This window comes from Streptomyces sp. Y1, from assembly GCF_041053115.1.
GTDB lineage: Bacteria > Actinomycetota > Actinomycetes > Streptomycetales > Streptomycetaceae > Kitasatospora > Kitasatospora rubellomurina.
This window is the reverse complement of the sequence record NZ_CP163445.1, coordinates 6,136,250-6,152,663: the sequence shown is the minus strand read 5'-3', so window position 1 is coordinate 6,152,663 and position 16,414 is coordinate 6,136,250. Positions and strand designations below refer to the sequence as shown.

At 72.5% G+C, this 16,414-nt stretch carries 17 protein-coding genes and 1 pseudogene; 5 read left to right on the top strand and 13 right to left on the bottom strand.

Annotation, left to right across the window (positions count from 1 at the left end; all coding sequences use genetic code 11):
- Positions 1–15: 15 nt before the first annotated feature.
- On the bottom strand, positions 16–789 hold the full coding sequence (locus tag AB2U05_RS26920) for an SseB family protein (RefSeq protein ID WP_369184489.1): 774 nt from the start codon (positions 787–789) through the stop codon (positions 16–18).
- Positions 790–1,106: 317 nt separating this feature from the next.
- Between AB2U05_RS26920 and AB2U05_RS26915 the strand changes: the two genes are divergently transcribed.
- Both AB2U05_RS26915 and AB2U05_RS26910 read left to right on the top strand, forming a co-directional pair.
- The gene (locus tag AB2U05_RS26915) at positions 1,107–2,318 is read left to right on the top strand and encodes an alanine racemase (RefSeq protein WP_369184488.1); all 1,212 of its coding nucleotides are present in this window, start codon (positions 1,107–1,109) and stop codon (positions 2,316–2,318) included.
- A gap of 263 nt (positions 2,319–2,581) precedes the next feature.
- Positions 2,582–3,496: a lytic polysaccharide monooxygenase gene (locus tag AB2U05_RS26910; protein ID WP_369184487.1), complete on the top strand. Its 915-nt coding sequence runs from the start codon at positions 2,582–2,584 to the stop codon at positions 3,494–3,496.
- Between the two features lie 126 nt (positions 3,497–3,622).
- Here the strand turns inward: AB2U05_RS26910 and AB2U05_RS26905 are convergent, their stop codons facing one another.
- The 3 genes from AB2U05_RS26905 to AB2U05_RS26895 form a co-directional block, all read right to left on the bottom strand.
- Entirely contained in the window at positions 3,623–4,762 is a 1,140-nt protein-coding gene (locus AB2U05_RS26905; protein ID WP_369184486.1) for a DUF2510 domain-containing protein, read from the bottom strand.
- 141 nt (positions 4,763–4,903) lie between these two features.
- Entirely contained in the window at positions 4,904–5,692 is a 789-nt protein-coding gene (locus AB2U05_RS26900; protein WP_045705236.1) for a 3-oxoacyl-ACP reductase, read from the bottom strand.
- Between the two features lie 9 nt (positions 5,693–5,701).
- The gene (locus tag AB2U05_RS26895) at positions 5,702–7,087 is read right to left on the bottom strand and encodes a glutamine synthetase family protein (protein ID WP_045705238.1); all 1,386 of its coding nucleotides are present in this window, start codon (positions 7,085–7,087) and stop codon (positions 5,702–5,704) included.
- 155 nt (positions 7,088–7,242) lie between these two features.
- Here AB2U05_RS26895 and AB2U05_RS26890 point away from each other — a divergent pair, with 155 nt between their 5' ends.
- Complete coding sequence (locus AB2U05_RS26890; RefSeq protein ID WP_045705241.1) at positions 7,243–7,971, top strand: gamma-glutamyl-gamma-aminobutyrate hydrolase family protein; 729 nt, start codon at positions 7,243–7,245, stop codon at positions 7,969–7,971.
- Positions 7,972–8,051: 80 nt separating this feature from the next.
- Here AB2U05_RS26890 and AB2U05_RS26885 read toward each other — a convergent pair.
- Both AB2U05_RS26885 and AB2U05_RS26880 read right to left on the bottom strand, forming a co-directional pair.
- Positions 8,052–8,513: pseudogene (locus AB2U05_RS26885) on the bottom strand (GDSL-type esterase/lipase family protein); the annotation flags it as partial.
- A gap of 43 nt (positions 8,514–8,556) precedes the next feature.
- Positions 8,557–8,727: a hypothetical protein gene (locus AB2U05_RS26880; RefSeq protein ID WP_369184485.1), complete on the bottom strand. Its 171-nt coding sequence runs from the start codon at positions 8,725–8,727 to the stop codon at positions 8,557–8,559.
- 256 nt (positions 8,728–8,983) lie between these two features.
- Between AB2U05_RS26880 and AB2U05_RS26875 the strand changes: the two genes are divergently transcribed.
- Both AB2U05_RS26875 and AB2U05_RS26870 read left to right on the top strand, forming a co-directional pair.
- Entirely contained in the window at positions 8,984–10,063 is a 1,080-nt protein-coding gene (locus tag AB2U05_RS26875; RefSeq protein ID WP_369184484.1) for a cation diffusion facilitator family transporter, read from the top strand.
- 60 nt (positions 10,064–10,123) lie between these two features.
- Positions 10,124–11,026 (top strand): 5'-3' exonuclease H3TH domain-containing protein, encoded by a 903-nt coding sequence (locus AB2U05_RS26870; protein WP_369186003.1) that lies wholly within the window; start codon positions 10,124–10,126, stop codon positions 11,024–11,026.
- A 436-nt stretch (positions 11,027–11,462) separates the two neighbouring features.
- Here the strand turns inward: AB2U05_RS26870 and AB2U05_RS26865 are convergent, their stop codons facing one another.
- From AB2U05_RS26865 to AB2U05_RS26835, 7 genes are all read right to left on the bottom strand, one after another.
- Positions 11,463–12,335, bottom strand: a complete 873-nt coding sequence (locus tag AB2U05_RS26865) for a glycosyltransferase family 2 protein (RefSeq protein ID WP_369184483.1) — start codon at positions 12,333–12,335, stop codon at positions 11,463–11,465.
- 201 nt (positions 12,336–12,536) lie between these two features.
- Positions 12,537–12,677 (bottom strand): hypothetical protein, encoded by a 141-nt coding sequence (locus AB2U05_RS26860; protein ID WP_369184482.1) that lies wholly within the window; start codon positions 12,675–12,677, stop codon positions 12,537–12,539.
- A gap of 10 nt (positions 12,678–12,687) precedes the next feature.
- Positions 12,688–13,560, bottom strand: coding sequence for a radical SAM protein (locus AB2U05_RS26855; RefSeq protein ID WP_369184481.1), 873 nt, complete (start codon positions 13,558–13,560; stop codon positions 12,688–12,690).
- 73 nt (positions 13,561–13,633) lie between these two features.
- Positions 13,634–14,167: a class IV adenylate cyclase gene (locus tag AB2U05_RS26850; protein ID WP_369184480.1), complete on the bottom strand. Its 534-nt coding sequence runs from the start codon at positions 14,165–14,167 to the stop codon at positions 13,634–13,636.
- Positions 14,154–14,759, bottom strand: a complete 606-nt coding sequence (locus AB2U05_RS26845) for an AAA family ATPase (RefSeq protein ID WP_369184479.1) — start codon at positions 14,757–14,759, stop codon at positions 14,154–14,156. The genes AB2U05_RS26850 and AB2U05_RS26845 overlap by 14 nt, the downstream gene beginning before the upstream one ends.
- A 43-nt stretch (positions 14,760–14,802) precedes the next feature.
- Positions 14,803–15,753, bottom strand: a complete 951-nt coding sequence (locus tag AB2U05_RS26840) for a hypothetical protein (RefSeq protein ID WP_369184478.1) — start codon at positions 15,751–15,753, stop codon at positions 14,803–14,805.
- On the bottom strand, positions 15,750–16,226 hold the full coding sequence (locus AB2U05_RS26835) for an ATP-binding protein (protein ID WP_369184477.1): 477 nt from the start codon (positions 16,224–16,226) through the stop codon (positions 15,750–15,752). The genes AB2U05_RS26840 and AB2U05_RS26835 overlap by 4 nt, the downstream gene beginning before the upstream one ends.
- Positions 16,227–16,414: the final 188 nt, after the last annotated feature.

Here is a 16,414-nt window from a genome sequence, read left to right as displayed (position 1 = left end):
CGGCCCGTCGCTTTCCTACCGCCGGTACAGCGGCTCCGCCGGCAGCTGCGCGCTCGCCGGGAGCACCGCGAGGTCCAGCCCGCGGTCCAGCCGCACCCGCAGCAGCGGGTCCGCCGCCACCGCCTGCCCGACCCGCTGCGCGGCGGCCTGCAGACCGGACTGGTCCAGCTCCGGGTCGAACACCACGGCGAGCACCCCGTCCGCGTCCTCGGACGGCGCCAGCAGCCCGCTGACCACCTGCGGCTCGGCCGCCAGCAGCGCCCGCACCGCCGCGCGCACCTCCGGGTCCGTCACCGGCGGCAGGTACGGCCGGTTCTCCGCGAGCGCCCGCAGCCGCGCGCCGCCCAGCAGGAAGGGCACCGGCCCGGCCGGGTCGACCACCAGGGTGTCGGCGCGCTCGGAGTAGGCCACCATCGCCGCCTGCGGGGCGACCACCGGCGCCGGGCGGGCGTCCGCGCGCCAGCGGGTCATCGTCTCCAGCGAGGTGAAGGCCGGCAGCGCGCGGCGCCCGTCCGGGGCCTCCAGCACCGGCACGGCCATGTCGCTGCTCTTGTCGTGCCGGTGTCCGTGCTCGTCCACCTCCACCTCGCCGAGGATGGCGACGATCGGCACCATCAGCCGGGTCGGGGCCAGCGCCGCCAGCACCTCGGGCTCGGCCGCACGGTCCTGCGCCCAGCGGGCGAGGGCGGCGGTCAGCGCCGGGTCCGCCGTGCCGTCGTCGTCGGAGAAACCGGGGTTCGGGATGCTCTTGCCGACGAATGCCGGGTTGGAGAAGTCTTTGCGGTCCACCCGGCCGACCCTATGCCACCGGGCTGCACCACCCGCATTTCCCCGCACGCACCCTTGCAGGGCCTGGCCCTTGGACCCTTGCCGGGTCCGCGACGCTCCCCCAGCCTTCGGCCGGGAGGTACCCCCAGGGCACAAGCGCACCTCGCCGCGTTGTCGTCGGTCGCCAATGGCCCCCAGCCTTCGGCCGGGAGGTGCCCCCACCGCAGTGGCTCCCTCCTCCGCCTTGCGATGCACGCACCCCAACGCCGCGGCCTGATCCGACAAAATCCAAGGGCCAGGCCCTACCCACCGGTAAGCGGCTGTGGCACCCTGCGCGCATGGTCCTGCTCGACGCGCCCGCCCCCGCCTCCGACCGCCACCGGTACGACCGGGCCACCGCCCACCTGGACGGGCCGGTGGCCGTCGTCGACCTCGCCGCCTTCGACGCCAACGCCGCCGACCTGGTGCGCCGCGCCGGCGGCAAGCCGATCCGGGTCGCCAGCAAGTCGCTGCGCTGCCGGGCCCTGCTGGAACGGGCGTTGGCCGCGGACGGCTTCGCCGGGGTGATGAGCTTCACCCTGGACGAGTCGATCTGGCTCGCCCGGACGGGCCTGCGCGACGTGCTGCTCGCCTACCCGTCCGCCGACCGCGCCGGCTACGCCGAACTGACCGCCGATCCGGACCTCGCCCGCGAGATCACCGTCGTCCTGGACGACCCGGCCCAGCTCGACCTGATCGACGCGGCCCGGGCCGGCGACGCCGAGGTGCGGGTCTGCCTGGAGCTGGACACCGCGCTGCACCTGCTCGGCGGCCGGGTCCGGGTGGGCGCCCGGCGCTCGCCGCTGCGCACCCCCGAGGAGCTCGGCGCCTTCGCCGAACTCGTCCAGCGCAGAAGGGGGTTCCGGGTGGTCGGCCTGATGGCGTACGAGGGCCACGTGGCCGGGGTCGGCGACCGGGTGCCCGGACGGCCGGTGCGCTCGCGGCTGATCCGGCTGATGCAGGCCACGGCGCGGGCCGAACTCGCCGAGCGGCGGGCGGCCGTGGTGCGGCGGCTGCGCCGGGTGGCGGAGCTGGAGTTCGTCAACGGCGGCGGCACCGGCAGCGTGGAGTCCACCGCGGCCGAGCACGCCGTCACCGAGGTGGCCGCCGGCTCCGGGCTGTACGTGCCGCAACTCTTCGACCACTACCGGGCGTTCCGGGGCCGCCCGGCCGCGCTGTTCGGGCAGCCGGTGGTGCGCCGCCCCGGCGTGGGCGTGGTGACGGTGCTCGGCGGCGGCTACCCGGCCTCCGGCGCGCCCGGGCCGGACCGCTCGCCGGTGCCGTACCTGCCGGCGGGGCTGCGCTACGACCCGATGGAGGGCGCGGGCGAGGTGCAGACCCCGCTGCTCGGCGCGGCGGCGGACGACCTGCTGATCGGCGACCGGGTCTGGTTCCGGCACGCCAAGGCGGGTGAACTGTGCGAGCGCTTCGCCGAGTTGCACCTGATCGAGGGCGAGCGGATCGTCCGGACCGTACCGACCTACCGGGGCGAGGGCCGGACGTTCCTCTGAGCCCACGGATTCCCCTCAGCACCTTTCCGGAGCCTTAAGCGGGCCCGATGGAACTCCTAACCCGGGAGCCCCATCGGGCCTTTGCGCTGCTCGGGAGCCGACTGCGCGTCAACCGCCGTGTCCGTCAAGGCTATTGCCTTATGGTCTGGACCAATCCTACGCTTCGGCCCGGGGGTCCGCGATCCGGGCAGCGGCCCTCCGGGCGGGCAGGCGTGTCCGCTCCCCCACACCCGCCCGGAACGACGGTCGAGGAGTCCCACCCCATGTCCATCAAGCGAACCGCCCTGTCCGTCGGCGTGGTCGGCGCCGCGGCCCTCTCGGTGGCCCTGACCACCGCCGGGACCGCCAGCGCCCACGGCACGATGACCAACCCCGTCAGCCGGATCGCCGCCTGCTACGCCGAGGGCCCGGAGCACCCCGTCTCCCAGGTCTGCAAGGACCTCGTCGCCACCAGCGGCACCCAGCCGCTGTACGACTGGAACGAGGTCAACATCGCCAACGCCAACGGCAACCCGCAGGCGCTGATCCCGGACGGCCGGCTCTGCTCGGCCAACCGCGACAAGTACGCGGCCCTCGACTGGCCGCGCACCGACTGGCCGGCCACCCCCGTCAAGGCGGGCGCCTACACCTTCCAGTTCCGCGCCACCGCGCCGCACGTCGGCACCCAGACCGTCTACATCACCAAGCCGGGCTACAACCCGACCCAGCCGCTCAAGTGGTCGGACCTCGACCCGACCCCGGTCGCCCAGGTCCAGGTCGACCGCAACACCGTCAACGGCTCCTACAGCTACTCGGGCACCCTGCCGCAGCGCACCGGCCGTCAGATCCTCTACACCATCTGGCAGCGCAGCGACAGCCCGGAGGCGTTCTACGCCTGCTCGGACGTCGACTTCGGCGCCGGCACCGGCAGCGCCCCGGCGGTGTCCGCGCTCGCCGCCCCCGCCGCGCCCAGCGACGCGCAGATCGCCGCCGACGCCCCCCGGTCCACCGTCGCCCACCACGGGCACGGCGGGGACCCGAACTCCCCGGCCGGCCAGACCGTCCCGACCGCCTCCGCCGCGGTCGGCACCTCGGCCACCGGCCCGCTGCTGCTGGCCGGCGCCGCCGCGATCGGCGCCGGCTGGGCCGCCATGGTGCTCCGGCGCCGCCGCGTCGAGGCTGTTCGACGCGGCGCCTGACGCCGGGAACGTGAGCCGGACCGGCCAACCCCCGTCCGGTCCGGCTCGCGTCGGAGAACACGCGGCGGCCCGCCCGGAGGACTTCCTCCGGGCGGGCCGCCGTGGTGCGGTGAGGAGCGCGGTCGGTCAGGTGCTGGTACCGCCGACACCGCCGCCCGGGGTGGCGGAGCCGCCGCCGGGCAGCGAGGGGAGCTTGCCCTTGTAGTCGGTGATGCCCTTGACGATGGTGTCCATCAGGGAGACGTCCGGCGCCTTGTCGGCGATGTCGAAGCCGAAGTGCACCGAGACCAGCGTCTTGCCGTCGCTCGACGGGAAGACCACCGTCTGCACGTACCCGTTGTTGCCCTTCGCCGCGTCGACCTTCCAGCGGATCAGCCAGCCGTCCTGGCCGTTGACCTTGACGGCCTCGTTCTTCAGCTCCTGGTGGCCCGTGACGTCGGCGTAGGAGTCCTTGGCCGCCTTGTCGATGTCGGCCTTGGCCGCCGCCGCGACGTCGGAGCCGCCGCCGTCGATCCGGCCGGTGTTCACCCCGCCGAGGGTGCACTCGCTCTGGCCGTCCGCGCAGGTGTACGAGCCGACGTACATCGCCGCGTAGCCCTCGGCCGTGTGGCTGCCCTTCCAGCCGGACGGGACGGGCAACGACAGCCGGTTCACCACGTCGACGGCGGTGCCGGGGCCGGGCTTGGACTTGCCGCCGCCGTTCCCGTTGCCGTTGTTGTTGCCGTTCCCGCCGCCGTTGCCGTTGCCGCCGCCCTTGCCGTCCGTGCCCGGGCCGTCGCCGAAGCCCGGGAGGTCGCCCCACGGCCCGTTCTCGCCGCCCGGCACCGACCGGGCGGCGCGCTGCGCGTGGTCCTTGCCGTGCCCGTCCATGGCCAGGTAGGTGATCCCCGAGCCGGCGCCCAGGCCCAGCAGGGCGGCGGCGACGGTCGCGATCACCAGCTTCGACGGCTTGCGCCGGGGCTTGCGCGGCGCGGCGCCCGGGTCGCCCCAGGCGGCGCCGAACGGCGGCGGCTCCGGGTAGCGGACGGTCGGGCCGCTCTCCAGGACCTCCCCCTCCAGCACCCGGGGCTGCTCGGCCGTGCCCGGCTCGGGGGCGCCGAACGCCCCGGACGGGGCCGCCGCCGGCGGCTCCGGGGTCGGCGCGTCCGAGGGCGCGGGCCGGGTGCTGGCCGTCCAGCCCCGGCCGTCCCACCAGCGCTGCGGTCTCGGGTCGCTCGCGGTGTCCTTCGGATCCGGGTACCACCCGGCGGGAATCTGCTCACTCACACCAGAGAATCTAAAGGGCGCCGGATAAACGCGAAATCAGGGCAGCGGCGAATTCCGCCGGTTTTCGATGAGATTCCGGTGAGAAGCCCCGGGTCGCCACGCCCGCGGGAGTGTCATGGCAGGGGCGCCACGGCAGGGGCGTCACGGCAGGGGCGTCACGTACGCCCCGGAGATCCCGCCGTCCACCAGGAACTCGCTCGCCGTGATGAACGAGGAGTCGTCGCTGGCCAGGAAGGCCACCGCGGCGGCGATCTCCTCGGCCCTGGCGAACCGGCCGAGCGGAACGTGCACCAGCCGGCGGGCCGCCCGCTCCGGGTCCTTCGCGAACAGCTCGCGCAGCAACGGGGTGTCCACCGGTCCGGGCGAGAGCGCGTTGACCCGGATGCCCTCCCGGGCGAACTGCACGCCCAGCTCGCGGGACATCGCCAGCACCCCGCCCTTGGAGGCGGTGTAGGAGATCTGCGAGGTCGCCGCGCCCATCCGGGCCACGAAGCTGGCGGTGTTGATGATCGAGCCGCGGCCGTGCCGGCGCATGTACGGCAGCGCGGCCTTGCAGCACAGGTAGACCGAGGTCAGGTTGACCTCCTGCACCCTGCGCCAGGCGTCCAGGCCGGTGGTGAGGATCGAGTCGTCCTCCGGCGGGGAGATGCCGGCGTTGTTGAACGCGACGTCCACGCTGCCGTAGGTCTCGTAGGCCTCGTCGAACAGCGCCTCGACCATGTACGGGTCGGTGACGTCGGTGTGCACGAACAGCCCGCCGACCTCCTTGGCTGCGGCCCGGCCGGTCCCCTCGTCGAGGTCCGCGCAGACCACCCTCGCCCCCTCCGAGGCGAGTCGGCGGGCGGCCGCCAGGCCGATCCCGCTGCCCGCGCCGGTGACCACGGCGGTGCGGCCGACCAGTCGGCGGCAGACGATCCCGGTATCGCCCATCGGGTTCCCTCACATCCGTTCGAAGGATCGGTAGCGCTCCCAGTCGGTCACCGCGCCGTCGTACGCGGCCTGTTCCACCCGGGCCATGTTCAGGTAGTGGTCGACCACGTCGCCGCCGAAGGCGTCCCGGGCGAGCTCGCTCTCCGCCCACAGCTCGGCCGCCTCGCGCAGCGAGCCGGGCACCCGGCCGTACTCGTCCACCGCGTAGGCGTTGCCCAGGCAGGGCGCGGGCAGGTCCAGCTTGCGCTGCAGCCCGTACAGGCCGGCCGCGAGCATCCCGGCCACCGCCAGGTACGGGTTGACGTCGCCGCCGGGCACCCGGTTCTCCATCCGCAGGGACGGGCCGTGGCCGACCACCCGGTAGGCGCAGGTCCGGTTGTCCCGGCCCCAGGCGACGGCGGTCGGGGCGAACGAGCCGGGGCGGTAGCGCTTGTAGGAGTTGATGTTGGGCGCGTACAGCAGGCTGAACTCGCGCAGCGCGACCAGCTGCCCGGCCAGGAAGTGCCGCATGGTGTCGGTCATCCGGCCGTCCCGGTCGGCGAAGGCGGGCGCGCCGACCGCGTCGCGCAGCGACAGGTGGATGTGGCAGCTGTTGCCCTCGCGCTCGTCGTACTTGGCCATGAAGGTGAGCGCGCAGCCGAGTTGGGCGGCGATCTCCTTGGCTCCGGTCTTGTACACGCTGTGCTGGTCGCAGGTGGTCAGCGCGTCCGCGTAGCGGAAGGCGATCTCGTGCTGGCCCAGGTTGCACTCGCCCTTGGCGGACTCGACGGTCAGCCCGGCGCCGGCCATCTCCAGCCGGATCCGGGACAGCAGCGGCTCCACCCGGGCGGTGCCGAGCATCGAGTAGTCGACGTTGTAGAGGTTCGCCGGGGTCAGGCCGCGGTAGCCGCCCAGCCAGGCCGACTCGTAGGTGTCGCGGAACACCAGGAACTCCAACTCGGTGCCGATGTCGGCCGCCAGGCCGTACTCGGCGAGCCGGGCGATCTGTCGGCGCAGCATCTGGCGCGGGGCGGCGTCCACCGGGTGGCCGCCGTGCCGGGCCAGGTCGGCCGTCACCTGCGCGGTGCCCGGCTGCCAGGGGGTGAGCCGCAGGGTGTTGAGGTCGGGGCGCATCGCGAAGTCGCCGTAGCCGGTGGCCCAGGAGGAGAACGCGTAGCCGTCCACCGTGTTCAGGTCGACGTCCACCGCGAGCAGGTAGTCGCAGGCCTCGGCGCCGTGCTCGACGACCTCGTCGAGGAAGAACCGGGCGGCGAAGCGCTTGCCCTGCAGGCGGCCCTGCATGTCGGTGAAGGCGAGCGCGACCGTGTGCACCTCACCGGCGTCCACCAGCGCGCGCAACCCGTCCAGGGACAGCGGCGCGCGCGGCCGGGCGCCCTCGGCGGCGAGCTCGGACATGACGGAACCATCCTCATCGATCACTCTTCGAGATCAACCGGTCACAGCGAACCGTACGGCCTGCGGCTCGCGGGGCGGAAGAGGGCGGACGGCCGCGGCGCGCCGGACCGCGTGGCTGACGGGGGATCAGGCGCCCCGGGTGCAGAATGCGCGCCATGGATCGCAGGCCTTACATCGGCGTCAGCACCTACCTGGTGGACGCGAGTTGGAGCAGCTGGCGCAACCGCCGGGTCGCCCTCGTCCCCGAGCGGTACACCGCGTACGTGCAGGACTCCGGCGGGGTCGCGGTGCTGCTGCCGCCCGACGCCCCGGAGCGGGCGCCCGAAGTCCTGGCCCGGCTCGACGCGCTGGTGATCGCGGGCGGGCCCGACCTCGACCCCGCCTACTACGGGGAGCCCGCGCACCCGTTGGCGGAGATCGACTCACCGGAACGCGACCGGTGGGAGGTCGCGCTGCTGCGCGCCGCGCTCGCCGCCGGGATGCCGCTGCTCGGCATCTGCCGGGGGATGCAGGTCCTCAACGTGGTGTGCGGGGGGACGCTGGTGCAGCACCTGCCGGACGTGCTGGACGTGGACGTGCACAACGGCTCGCCGGGGAGGTACGGGACGCACGCGGTGCGGCCGGTGCCCGGAACGCTGCTCGGCGGGCTGCTGCCGGAGAGCGAGTTGGAAGTGCCGACGTACCACCACCAGGCGGTGGACCGGCTCGGCGAGGGGCTGCGGGTCAGCGCGCACGCGCCGGACGGGACGGTGGAGGCGATCGAGGGGCCGGGGTTCACGCTGGGGGTGCAGTGGCATCCCGAGCAGGGCGACGACCTGCGGGTGATGCGGGCGCTGGTGCGGGCCGCCACCGCGGCGGTGTTGGAGGCCGTGCCGCTGGGCTAGTTGGACCGGCCGGGAGTCCGCGGCGCTCGTCTCCCCGCGCGTCCGGGTGGGCGCGGGGAGACGAGCGGGGCGCCGGGGTGTCAGCCGGTGACCGGGACCGGGGTGGGGAGGTGGGCGGCGGCCGCGAGGAGGGCGGGGAGCATGCGGGTGGCGTGCGCGGCGTAGCCGTGCGGGGACGGGTGGATGCCGTCCGGGCCGAGGAGGTGGGCGGCGAGGTCGCGGAACTCGGGCCCCGCGGTGGGGGCGAGGTGCGCGCCGAGGCGTTCGGCGGTGCGGGTGTGCAGCCGGGCGAGGCGGCCCGAGCGGTGGTGGCCGATCCAGCGGGCGGGGGCGCGGAAGCCGGGCCCGTAGCCGGGGTCGGGGCAGGGGACGACGACGAGCTGCCAGCCGGCTTCGCGCAGGGTGCGGGCGAGGTGGGCGTGCCGGCGGGCGGCGCGGCCGAGCGGGGCGGGCAGCAGGACGTCGCTGCCGCCGACGATCAGCACCGCGATGCCCGGCCGCAGCCGGGCGGCGCGCAGGACCTGGCGGCCCACGGCGGCGGTGGTGGCGCCGCGAGGCGGCGCATGGTGGTCGGAGGCTCCGGGGTCACGCGGTGAGGACGACGCGGCGTGGTGCCCGCCGAAGGGCGGGCCCCCAGGGGACGTACTGGTGCGGGAACCATTCGCGCGCCGCCGTGAGATGACGGTTCATCAGCTCCTCGGCGATCCGCTCCAGTTCGACGAGCCGGCGGGCGGAATCCGCGGTAGCGATCTTCACGGGCCATGATCGTCGTGGACCGGCGCGCGGCCGCGCAAACTCGCCTCACCCGTTCAGGTGAGCCGGAAATCCGCGCCCCGACCAGGACCTGTGCCAGCGGCAACCGGGTCGACGGTGGGCATCCGAACGGCAACGACAACGGTCACCAGTACAACCTTTGGATCTTTGTCGATTCTGCGGTTCACTTCGAGTGCGGAGGCGATCGCCCCCGCCCGTTCAGGTGTGCATTCCACCCGTGCGTCCAGAAAGGGCTTCGATGGCCGGCCGCGAGCATTCCCACGATGATCATGCGCATGACCACCAGCCTGGGCACGGGCACGGGCACGGCGGGCACTCCCACGGCCCCGGCGGCCACTCGCACGCCGTCGCCGCCGACGCCGACCGCCGCTGGCTGCTCAGCGCCCTCGCCCTGATCGTCGTCTTCATGGCCGGCGAGGTCGCGGTCGGCTTCGCCGCCGAATCGCTCGCCCTGATCTCCGACGCGGCGCACATGCTCACCGACGCCGCCTCGATCGTCCTCGCGCTGGTCGCCATGCGGCTCGCCGCCCGCCCGGCCCGCGGCGGCTACACGTACGGCCTCAAGCGCGCCGAGATCCTCTCCGCGCAGGCCAACGGCGTCACCCTGCTGGTCCTGTCCGCCTGGCTGGGCTACGAGGCGATCACCCGGCTGTTCGAGCCGCCCGCCGTCACCGGCTCGCTGGTGCTGGTCACCGCGCTGGTCGGCGTCGTCGTCAACATCGCCGCCGCCTGGTGCATGTCGAAGGCCAACCGCAGCTCGCTGAACGTCGAGGGCGCCTTCCAGCACGTCCTCACCGACCTGTACGCCTTCATCGCCACCGCCGTCGCCGGCCTCGTCATGGTCACCACCGGCTTCGCCCGGGCCGACGCCATCGCCTCGCTGATCGTCGTCGCGCTGATGCTCAAGGCCGGCATCGGGCTCGTCCGCGACTCCGGCCGGATCTTCCTGGAAGCCGCCCCGGCCGGCATCGACCCGGACGCCGTCGCCGACCGGCTGGTCGCCGAGCCGCTGGTCGAGGAGATCCACGACCTGCACATCTGGGAGATCACCTCCAACCAGCCGGCCCTGTCCGCGCACATCCTGGTCACCCCCGGCGGCGACTGCCACGCCGTCCGGCGCTCCCTGCAGCGCCGGCTCTCCGCTGAGTACGGCATCACCCACTCCACCCTCCAGGTCGACCACGTCGGCGAGGACGAGGCCGGCGCGCTGCTCCAGATCGCCGGCCGGGGCGACTCGGCCGACTCCGCCGACTCCGCCGCCGACCACTGCGCCGACGCCCACGGCCCGGTCCACCGCGCCGGCCCGCACGAGCACTGAGCCACCGGGTGTCCGTCAGCGCGGTGCGGCATGATCTGACGCGTGACCGCACCGCGACTGATGCTCCTCGACTCCGCCAGCCTGTACTTCCGGGCCTACTACGGCGTACCGGACTCCCTGCGCTCCCCGCAGGGCGAGCCCGTCAACGCCGTCCGCGGCCTGCTGGACTTCATCGCCCGGCTCGTCCACGACCACCGGCCCGACCACCTCGTGGCCTGCATGGACGCCGACTGGCGCCCCCAGTGGCGGGTCGACCTCATCCCCTCCTACAAGACCCACCGGGTCGCCGAGGCCGCCGTCGACGGCGAGGAGGAGGTGCCCGACACCCTCGCCCCGCAGGTCCCCGTCATCGAACACGTCCTGGACGCGCTCGGCATCGCCCGGATCGGCTCCCCCGGCTACGAGGCCGACGACGTCATCGGCACCCTCACCGCCCGCGCCAAGGGCCCGGTCCAGATCGTCACCGGCGACCGCGACCTCTTCCAACTCGTCGACGATGCACGGCAGATCACCGTCCTCTACCCGGTCAAGGGCATGGGCAACCTGCAGCTCACCGACGACGCGCTGCTGCTGGAGAAGTACGGCGTCCACGGCTCCCAGTACGCCGACATGGCCGCCCTGCGCGGCGACCCGTCCGACGGCCTGCCCGGCGTCAAGGGCATCGGCGAGAAGACCGCCGCCCAGCTCATCCACGAGTACGGCGACCTCGCCGCCATCCGCGCCGCAGCCCTGGACCCCGCCTCCAAGCTCACCCCGGCCCGCCGCCGCAACCTCGTCGAAGGCTCCCCCTACCTCGACGCCGCCCCCACCGTCGTCCGCGTCGCCACCGACGCCCCCCTCCCCGACTTCGACCCCACCCTCCCCCGCGAACCCCTCGACCCCATGACCCTCGAATACCTCACCACCCGCTGGAACCTCGGCACCTCCCTGGAACGCGTCCTGGAGGCCCTCGCCACCCGCTGACCGGGCGGCCGCGTAGGAAGTCGACCCGGTCGACTTCCTACGCATCCGGAAGGTCCGCTGTACGGCGCTCTCGTTCCACCACTCCCCCGGTCAACGGCAAGTCCGAACCGTAACGTCTGTCACCGACACCAGAGTTGGTGCCCTCGCTCAAATCGAGCGAGGGCACCACACTCTCGCTCGGCACCCGGGGTCGGCGGGGCCGACTTCCTGGGCCGCGACGCCGTACTCGCTCGCCAGCCTCCGGACTTTGGCGTACCAGTGAGCGCCGAAACCAACGCGGCGACCTCCGTGCGGAGGGTGGCATCCCCGCTGGATCTTCGCTTCGAACTCAGTTGCGGTCATGGGGCATTGCCCTCTCCGACCGGGTCCCGGGATGCGCGAGCACACGGTATCGGCAGCTCGGTGTGGCGGCGGCACAGCAGACGACGGCCGGCTGTCAGATCACCGGTGGCCGGCCCAGCCGCGTCATCCGCCACACCGTGCGCCACCGCATCGGACGGCGCGGCGGGCACGGTGTGCGGACTCCCTCGAAGAACCCGGACCACCACGCCGTGAGCCCGGCCGCCGGCGGTCGGCGAACCAGTGTGTACAGCGCCCAGGAGGTGAGGTAGACCGGCACGAGCACGGCGGGCAGGTGGCGCTTCGTTAGCCAGACGCGGTTGCGGGCCGTCATCCGGTAGTAGGCGGCGTGCCTAGCCGGGTCGGTCCGCGGGTGTTGCAGCACCAGGTCGGCCCGGTAGTGGATGTCCCACCCGGCGTCGAGTGCGCGCCAGGCGAAGTCGGTCTCCTCGTGCGCGTAGAAGAACGCTGCCGGAAACTCGCCGACCTGGTCGATCACGCTCAGCCGGACCGCATGCCCACCGCCGAGGAACGTGGTGACCAAGCCGGACCTCATCGGCTCCGAGGCCCCGAGACGGGGAACGTGCCTCCGCTGGGTGAACCCCGTCTCGTCCGCGATCCGGAAACCCACCACCCCAAGGCGCGGGTTCCGCTCGAACGCCTCCCGAAGCAACCGGAAGGTGTCGGCCCCGGGCAACAGCCCGTCGTCGTCCAGCACCACCACGACGTCCACACCGCCGAGTTCACGCAATCGCCCGACACCGGCGTTCCGCCCACCCGGGATGCCCAGGTTCTCCGGCAGTTCCACCCCGTCGACCCACTCCGGAAGCTCCGGCAGCGGCACCCCCTGCCCGAGGACGACGGTCGTGCCGCTCCCGCCGTCCTGTGCCGCCACCGACTCCAGCAACGCCTGCAACTCCCGCTGGCGGTCTCCCATCGTCAGCACCACCACACCCAGCGAAACACCCATCGCACCCGGCCCCTTCGCGATCCCTCGACACCGACCAGCATCGTGAACAACGCCGCCCGGATGATCCTCGATACGGCCCAACGGACGCCACGACTCGCGGCCTCGCTCGGGCCGAGCGAGGCCGCAAAGGCCAAACGTGGCAGCCAAGTCCGTCACTTTGGCCCCTCGCGTGGAGCACACGAAGTCCGCGGGGCCGACTTCCTACGCGGCGGCGCCGTACTCGCTCGCCAGCCTCCGGACTTCGGCGTCCTTGAACGCCAGCACCTCCTCCACGATCCCGCTCTTCGGCAGTTGGGCTACGGGCACGCACAGGTCCATGCGCTGGATGCAGATGCCGACCATGTACTCACCCTCATCGGTGAGGTACAGGCGGACGCCGTAGTAGCCCTCCTGGCAGTCCGTGTCGTTGTTGAAGCGGCACGACGCACAGGTGTCCGGGAGCCGCACCGGCAGCAGCCGCTTGACGTAGACCGCCCGGCTGCCGAGTGGTGCGCTCGTCGGAGGTGCCGGCGGTGAACGTTCGAAGCACCGGTTCCGCGCCGACGCGGGCCAGCACTTCGGAGATCGCCACGGCCGACTCCGGCCCGTCCTGGATGCTGGTGAGCATCCGCACGTCCGCGAACTGCCCGTACGACTCGACCAGGTTGACGACCCGGTCCACGTGGGCCATGCCGGGAACGACGATGTTCACCGAGACCTTGACCCCGTTGGACACGGCGGCCCGAATCGTCTGCTCCGCAGCCCGGATCTTCGTCTCGGCCAGACCCGCCGACCTGAAGCGCTCGGACTGAACGACCCGGAGCTCTTCGGCGGTGGTCCCGAAGACCGAGACGTTGACCCGGTTGAGACCGGCCGCCGAACACTCGGCCATCACCTGCCGGCCGCGCTCCCCATTGCTGGTCATTCCGACGCTCAGGCCCATACCGGTGAGCGCCGAGACCAGCGCGGCGACCTCCGTGTGGAGGGTGGGCTCCCCGCCGGTGAGGTGAACCTCGTTGGCGCCGAACGCCCTCGCCACGGTCCGCACCGCGCGCCGGAAGTGCACGTCCGGGGCCATCTTCACGGCGAGGAAGTCGACGCCGTTCGTCTCGGTGTAGATCGACACGCGCCCGGTCCCGCCCGGCCCCGCGACGAAGGGCAACGGCGCGCGGCCCCGGTTGTCGGCGGTGACCGGGGTTCCCTCGTTGTGGCAGAACGTGCAGGCCAACCCGCAGTCGTCGATCACCTTGATGCGGATGGTCCTGTCCCGAACGACTCGGATCGCCGGAAGTTGGGTTGCTGACAAGGCTCGTCTCCATTCACTCGAACGTGAGCCGGGGGATCGCCTCGATGTCGATTCCGTACCGGCGGTAGACCTTGGTCGTGTTCTCACTCGTCAGCTCGCCCAGCGGAAACCCGAGCGCGAGCGCGGTCGCGTGGACGTGCTCGGCACTGTCCCCCTCGATCTCCAGATACGGAGGGATCAGCGGCCACTCGTCGATCTCGACGGCTGCGCCGCCCAGCGTCCAGGAGGACCGGCGGTTCTCCTGGTACGCCTTCGGCTGATAACCGAGCTTGCCGAGCAGCGCGTTCGTGGCATCGAAGTCGCCGACCGTCGTCTCCGTCTCGGTCACGCCGTCGATCGCGTCGGAGTGGATCTCCTTGACGCACAGCGTGACGTCGGTGCCGGTGTCGCGCAGTCGGACCCATGCCCCGGGCCGGCCCGGGATGTCGTAGACGTAGCGGCGCTGGAACCGGTCGACCACGTGCTCGGCCCCGACCTCGGCCAGCAGCGCACGGGTCTTCTCCGGCTCGACGTTGAGGATCTTCGCTTCGAACTCAGTTGCGGTCATGGGACGTTGCCCTTTCCGATCGGGGTTCCGGGATGCGCGAGCGCACGATATCGGCGATCACGTCGGCCACCTGTTCCGGCGTGCGACCGGTGCCGTCCACGCGGACGAGGCCGAACGCCCGGTACACGCGGGTGCTCTCGGCGACGTTCGGCTCCTCACGCTGATGCCAGTAGCTCAGCGCCCCGCGCTCGGCCCGGCGGCGAATGCGGTCCCTGCGAACCTGCTCGTCCACCTCCAGCAGGATCGCCACGTCCGGGACCAGGGATTCGCTCGGGTACTCCGGAGCACAGTCGTGCCCCATGGCCCGGTGAGTGGCAACAGTGCGCGGGAAGTAGGACTCGACCACCACCGTCCGGCCGCTCTCCGTGAGGGCCCGGGCCGTCTCCGACTTGATGTGGTTCGCCATCATCCACCAGTGGAACCGGGCCGGCAGGACCCCGCCGGCGTCGACTTCCGCGCGCATGCGGGGGAACGTCGGCAAGGTGTCATCCGTGAGGTGAACACCGTTGACCAAGGCGGCAACCAGCGGGGCGACCGTGGTCTTCCCACTCGCACTGAGGCCATCGAGAGTGATGAAGGCCCCTCGGGTCACGTTGATGTGGGCTCCTTTTTCTGCCTCGGTTCACGCGAGACCGTCATCGCCGCCCCCAGTTCCACGGGACCGGATGGGCTCCGCGCAGGCACGCGACCCGGTGGGCAGCCTGCCGACGGGTGTGGGCGTCGAGATGGGCGCGGCGGACCACGTCCATCACCGCGGTGAGTACGACGATGTCGCGGACCACCTGGTAGCCCGACCAGGCACCGACGTACGGGTGGGTCAGGGGCTTGCCCTCTCGCTCGTACGAGAGGTAGGTGTCGGCGTAGGTCCGGTGATCCTCACGCTGACCGGTGAGCAGCTCGGAGCGCCAGCGGGCGGCGACCAGGTCCCACTCGCGGTGGCCACGCTGCGGCGGACTGCGCAGCAGGAGCCCGACGCGGACTCCGTCGTCGTGGCAGGGGACCATGCCGAGGGCGCCGAGGATGACGGCATCCGGTGTCGGCCAGTCGAGGTAGTCCCATTCCTCGCGCAGCTGGGCCGCGCGCTCGCGGAGGAAACAGCGGGCGGAGTCGTTCAGCGGCGCCTCGTCCAGCCCGTCGAGCAGCCCGGCGAATGGGTCGTGATCCCTGAGCCACGGGGCCGCCCTGGGGTCGATCCGGTGCGTGAGGGCGGTCACCCAGGCCGACAGGGACGTGTCGGTGCTCGGCTTTCCGGGGTCCTGCCAGAGGGTCACGGCCCGTCCGTCTGCGGACACGTGGACGCCGGTGTTCCAGGGGGAGGTGACCGCGACCTGGTGCTGCCGGAGGAACTGCGCACCCTTGATGAGCACTCGGGCCTCGTCCACGTCGGGGTGCACGAGGGCGAGCAAGTGCGAAGCCGGCAGCAGCCAGAGGTGGTTCGGGCTGTCGCTGACCAGTTCGGCCCTCCGGAAGTCGGCCGCGATGACAGCGCAGGCCCTTGTCAGGGCCTCGAAGGACGCTGCAACGTCCAGCCTGCGGGCCGGGGTGGTGATGTTGAGCAACGCTCTGGTGCGCGGTCCGACACTCACGGCGCAACCCCGATCCGCGCTGCCAGAACGGCCGCCGGCCTCACCCGGTCGGGCAGTTCGATCGCGGACCAGATCTCCTTGCCGCCCCCGGGAAGGCTCTCGACACCGAACCGGGACACGACCCCCATCACCAGCCTCAGGCCGCGGCCACAGGTCGCCTCGCTGCTCGCCGCCCGGCACTCCGGCCTGCCGCCGCCCGGATCGGTCACGGACACGCGCAGTACGCCCGGCGCATACGCCAAAGAAGCGGTCAGCTTCACGTCCGGCTGATCGCCACCGCAGCCGTGAAGGACGGCATTGGTGCCGAGTTCGGACGGTACGAGCTCCACGTCGTCCAGCACGTCGCCACGCTGCCGGTCGTCCAGGCCGAGGCCGAACAACGGCACGACCGTCCGGGCCCAGCGGCGGAGCTCACCGATCCGTTTCCGTTCGGCGGGGAACCACGTCGTGATGATGCGTGATCCAGGCTCCATGAGGGCGCCTCACTCACTCGGGGTCGGGGATTTCGGGCGACAGTCCTTGCTGCGGCCCGAACATGACGGGCCATTCGCAGTTCGGTCTGCAACTGCGCTGCACGAACAGCAAACCGTCGGAGCTGACAGGGAGTAAGGTGTTGAACACCCTCCGCTGTTAAACCGGTTAAACGGCATCGCCAGGAGAC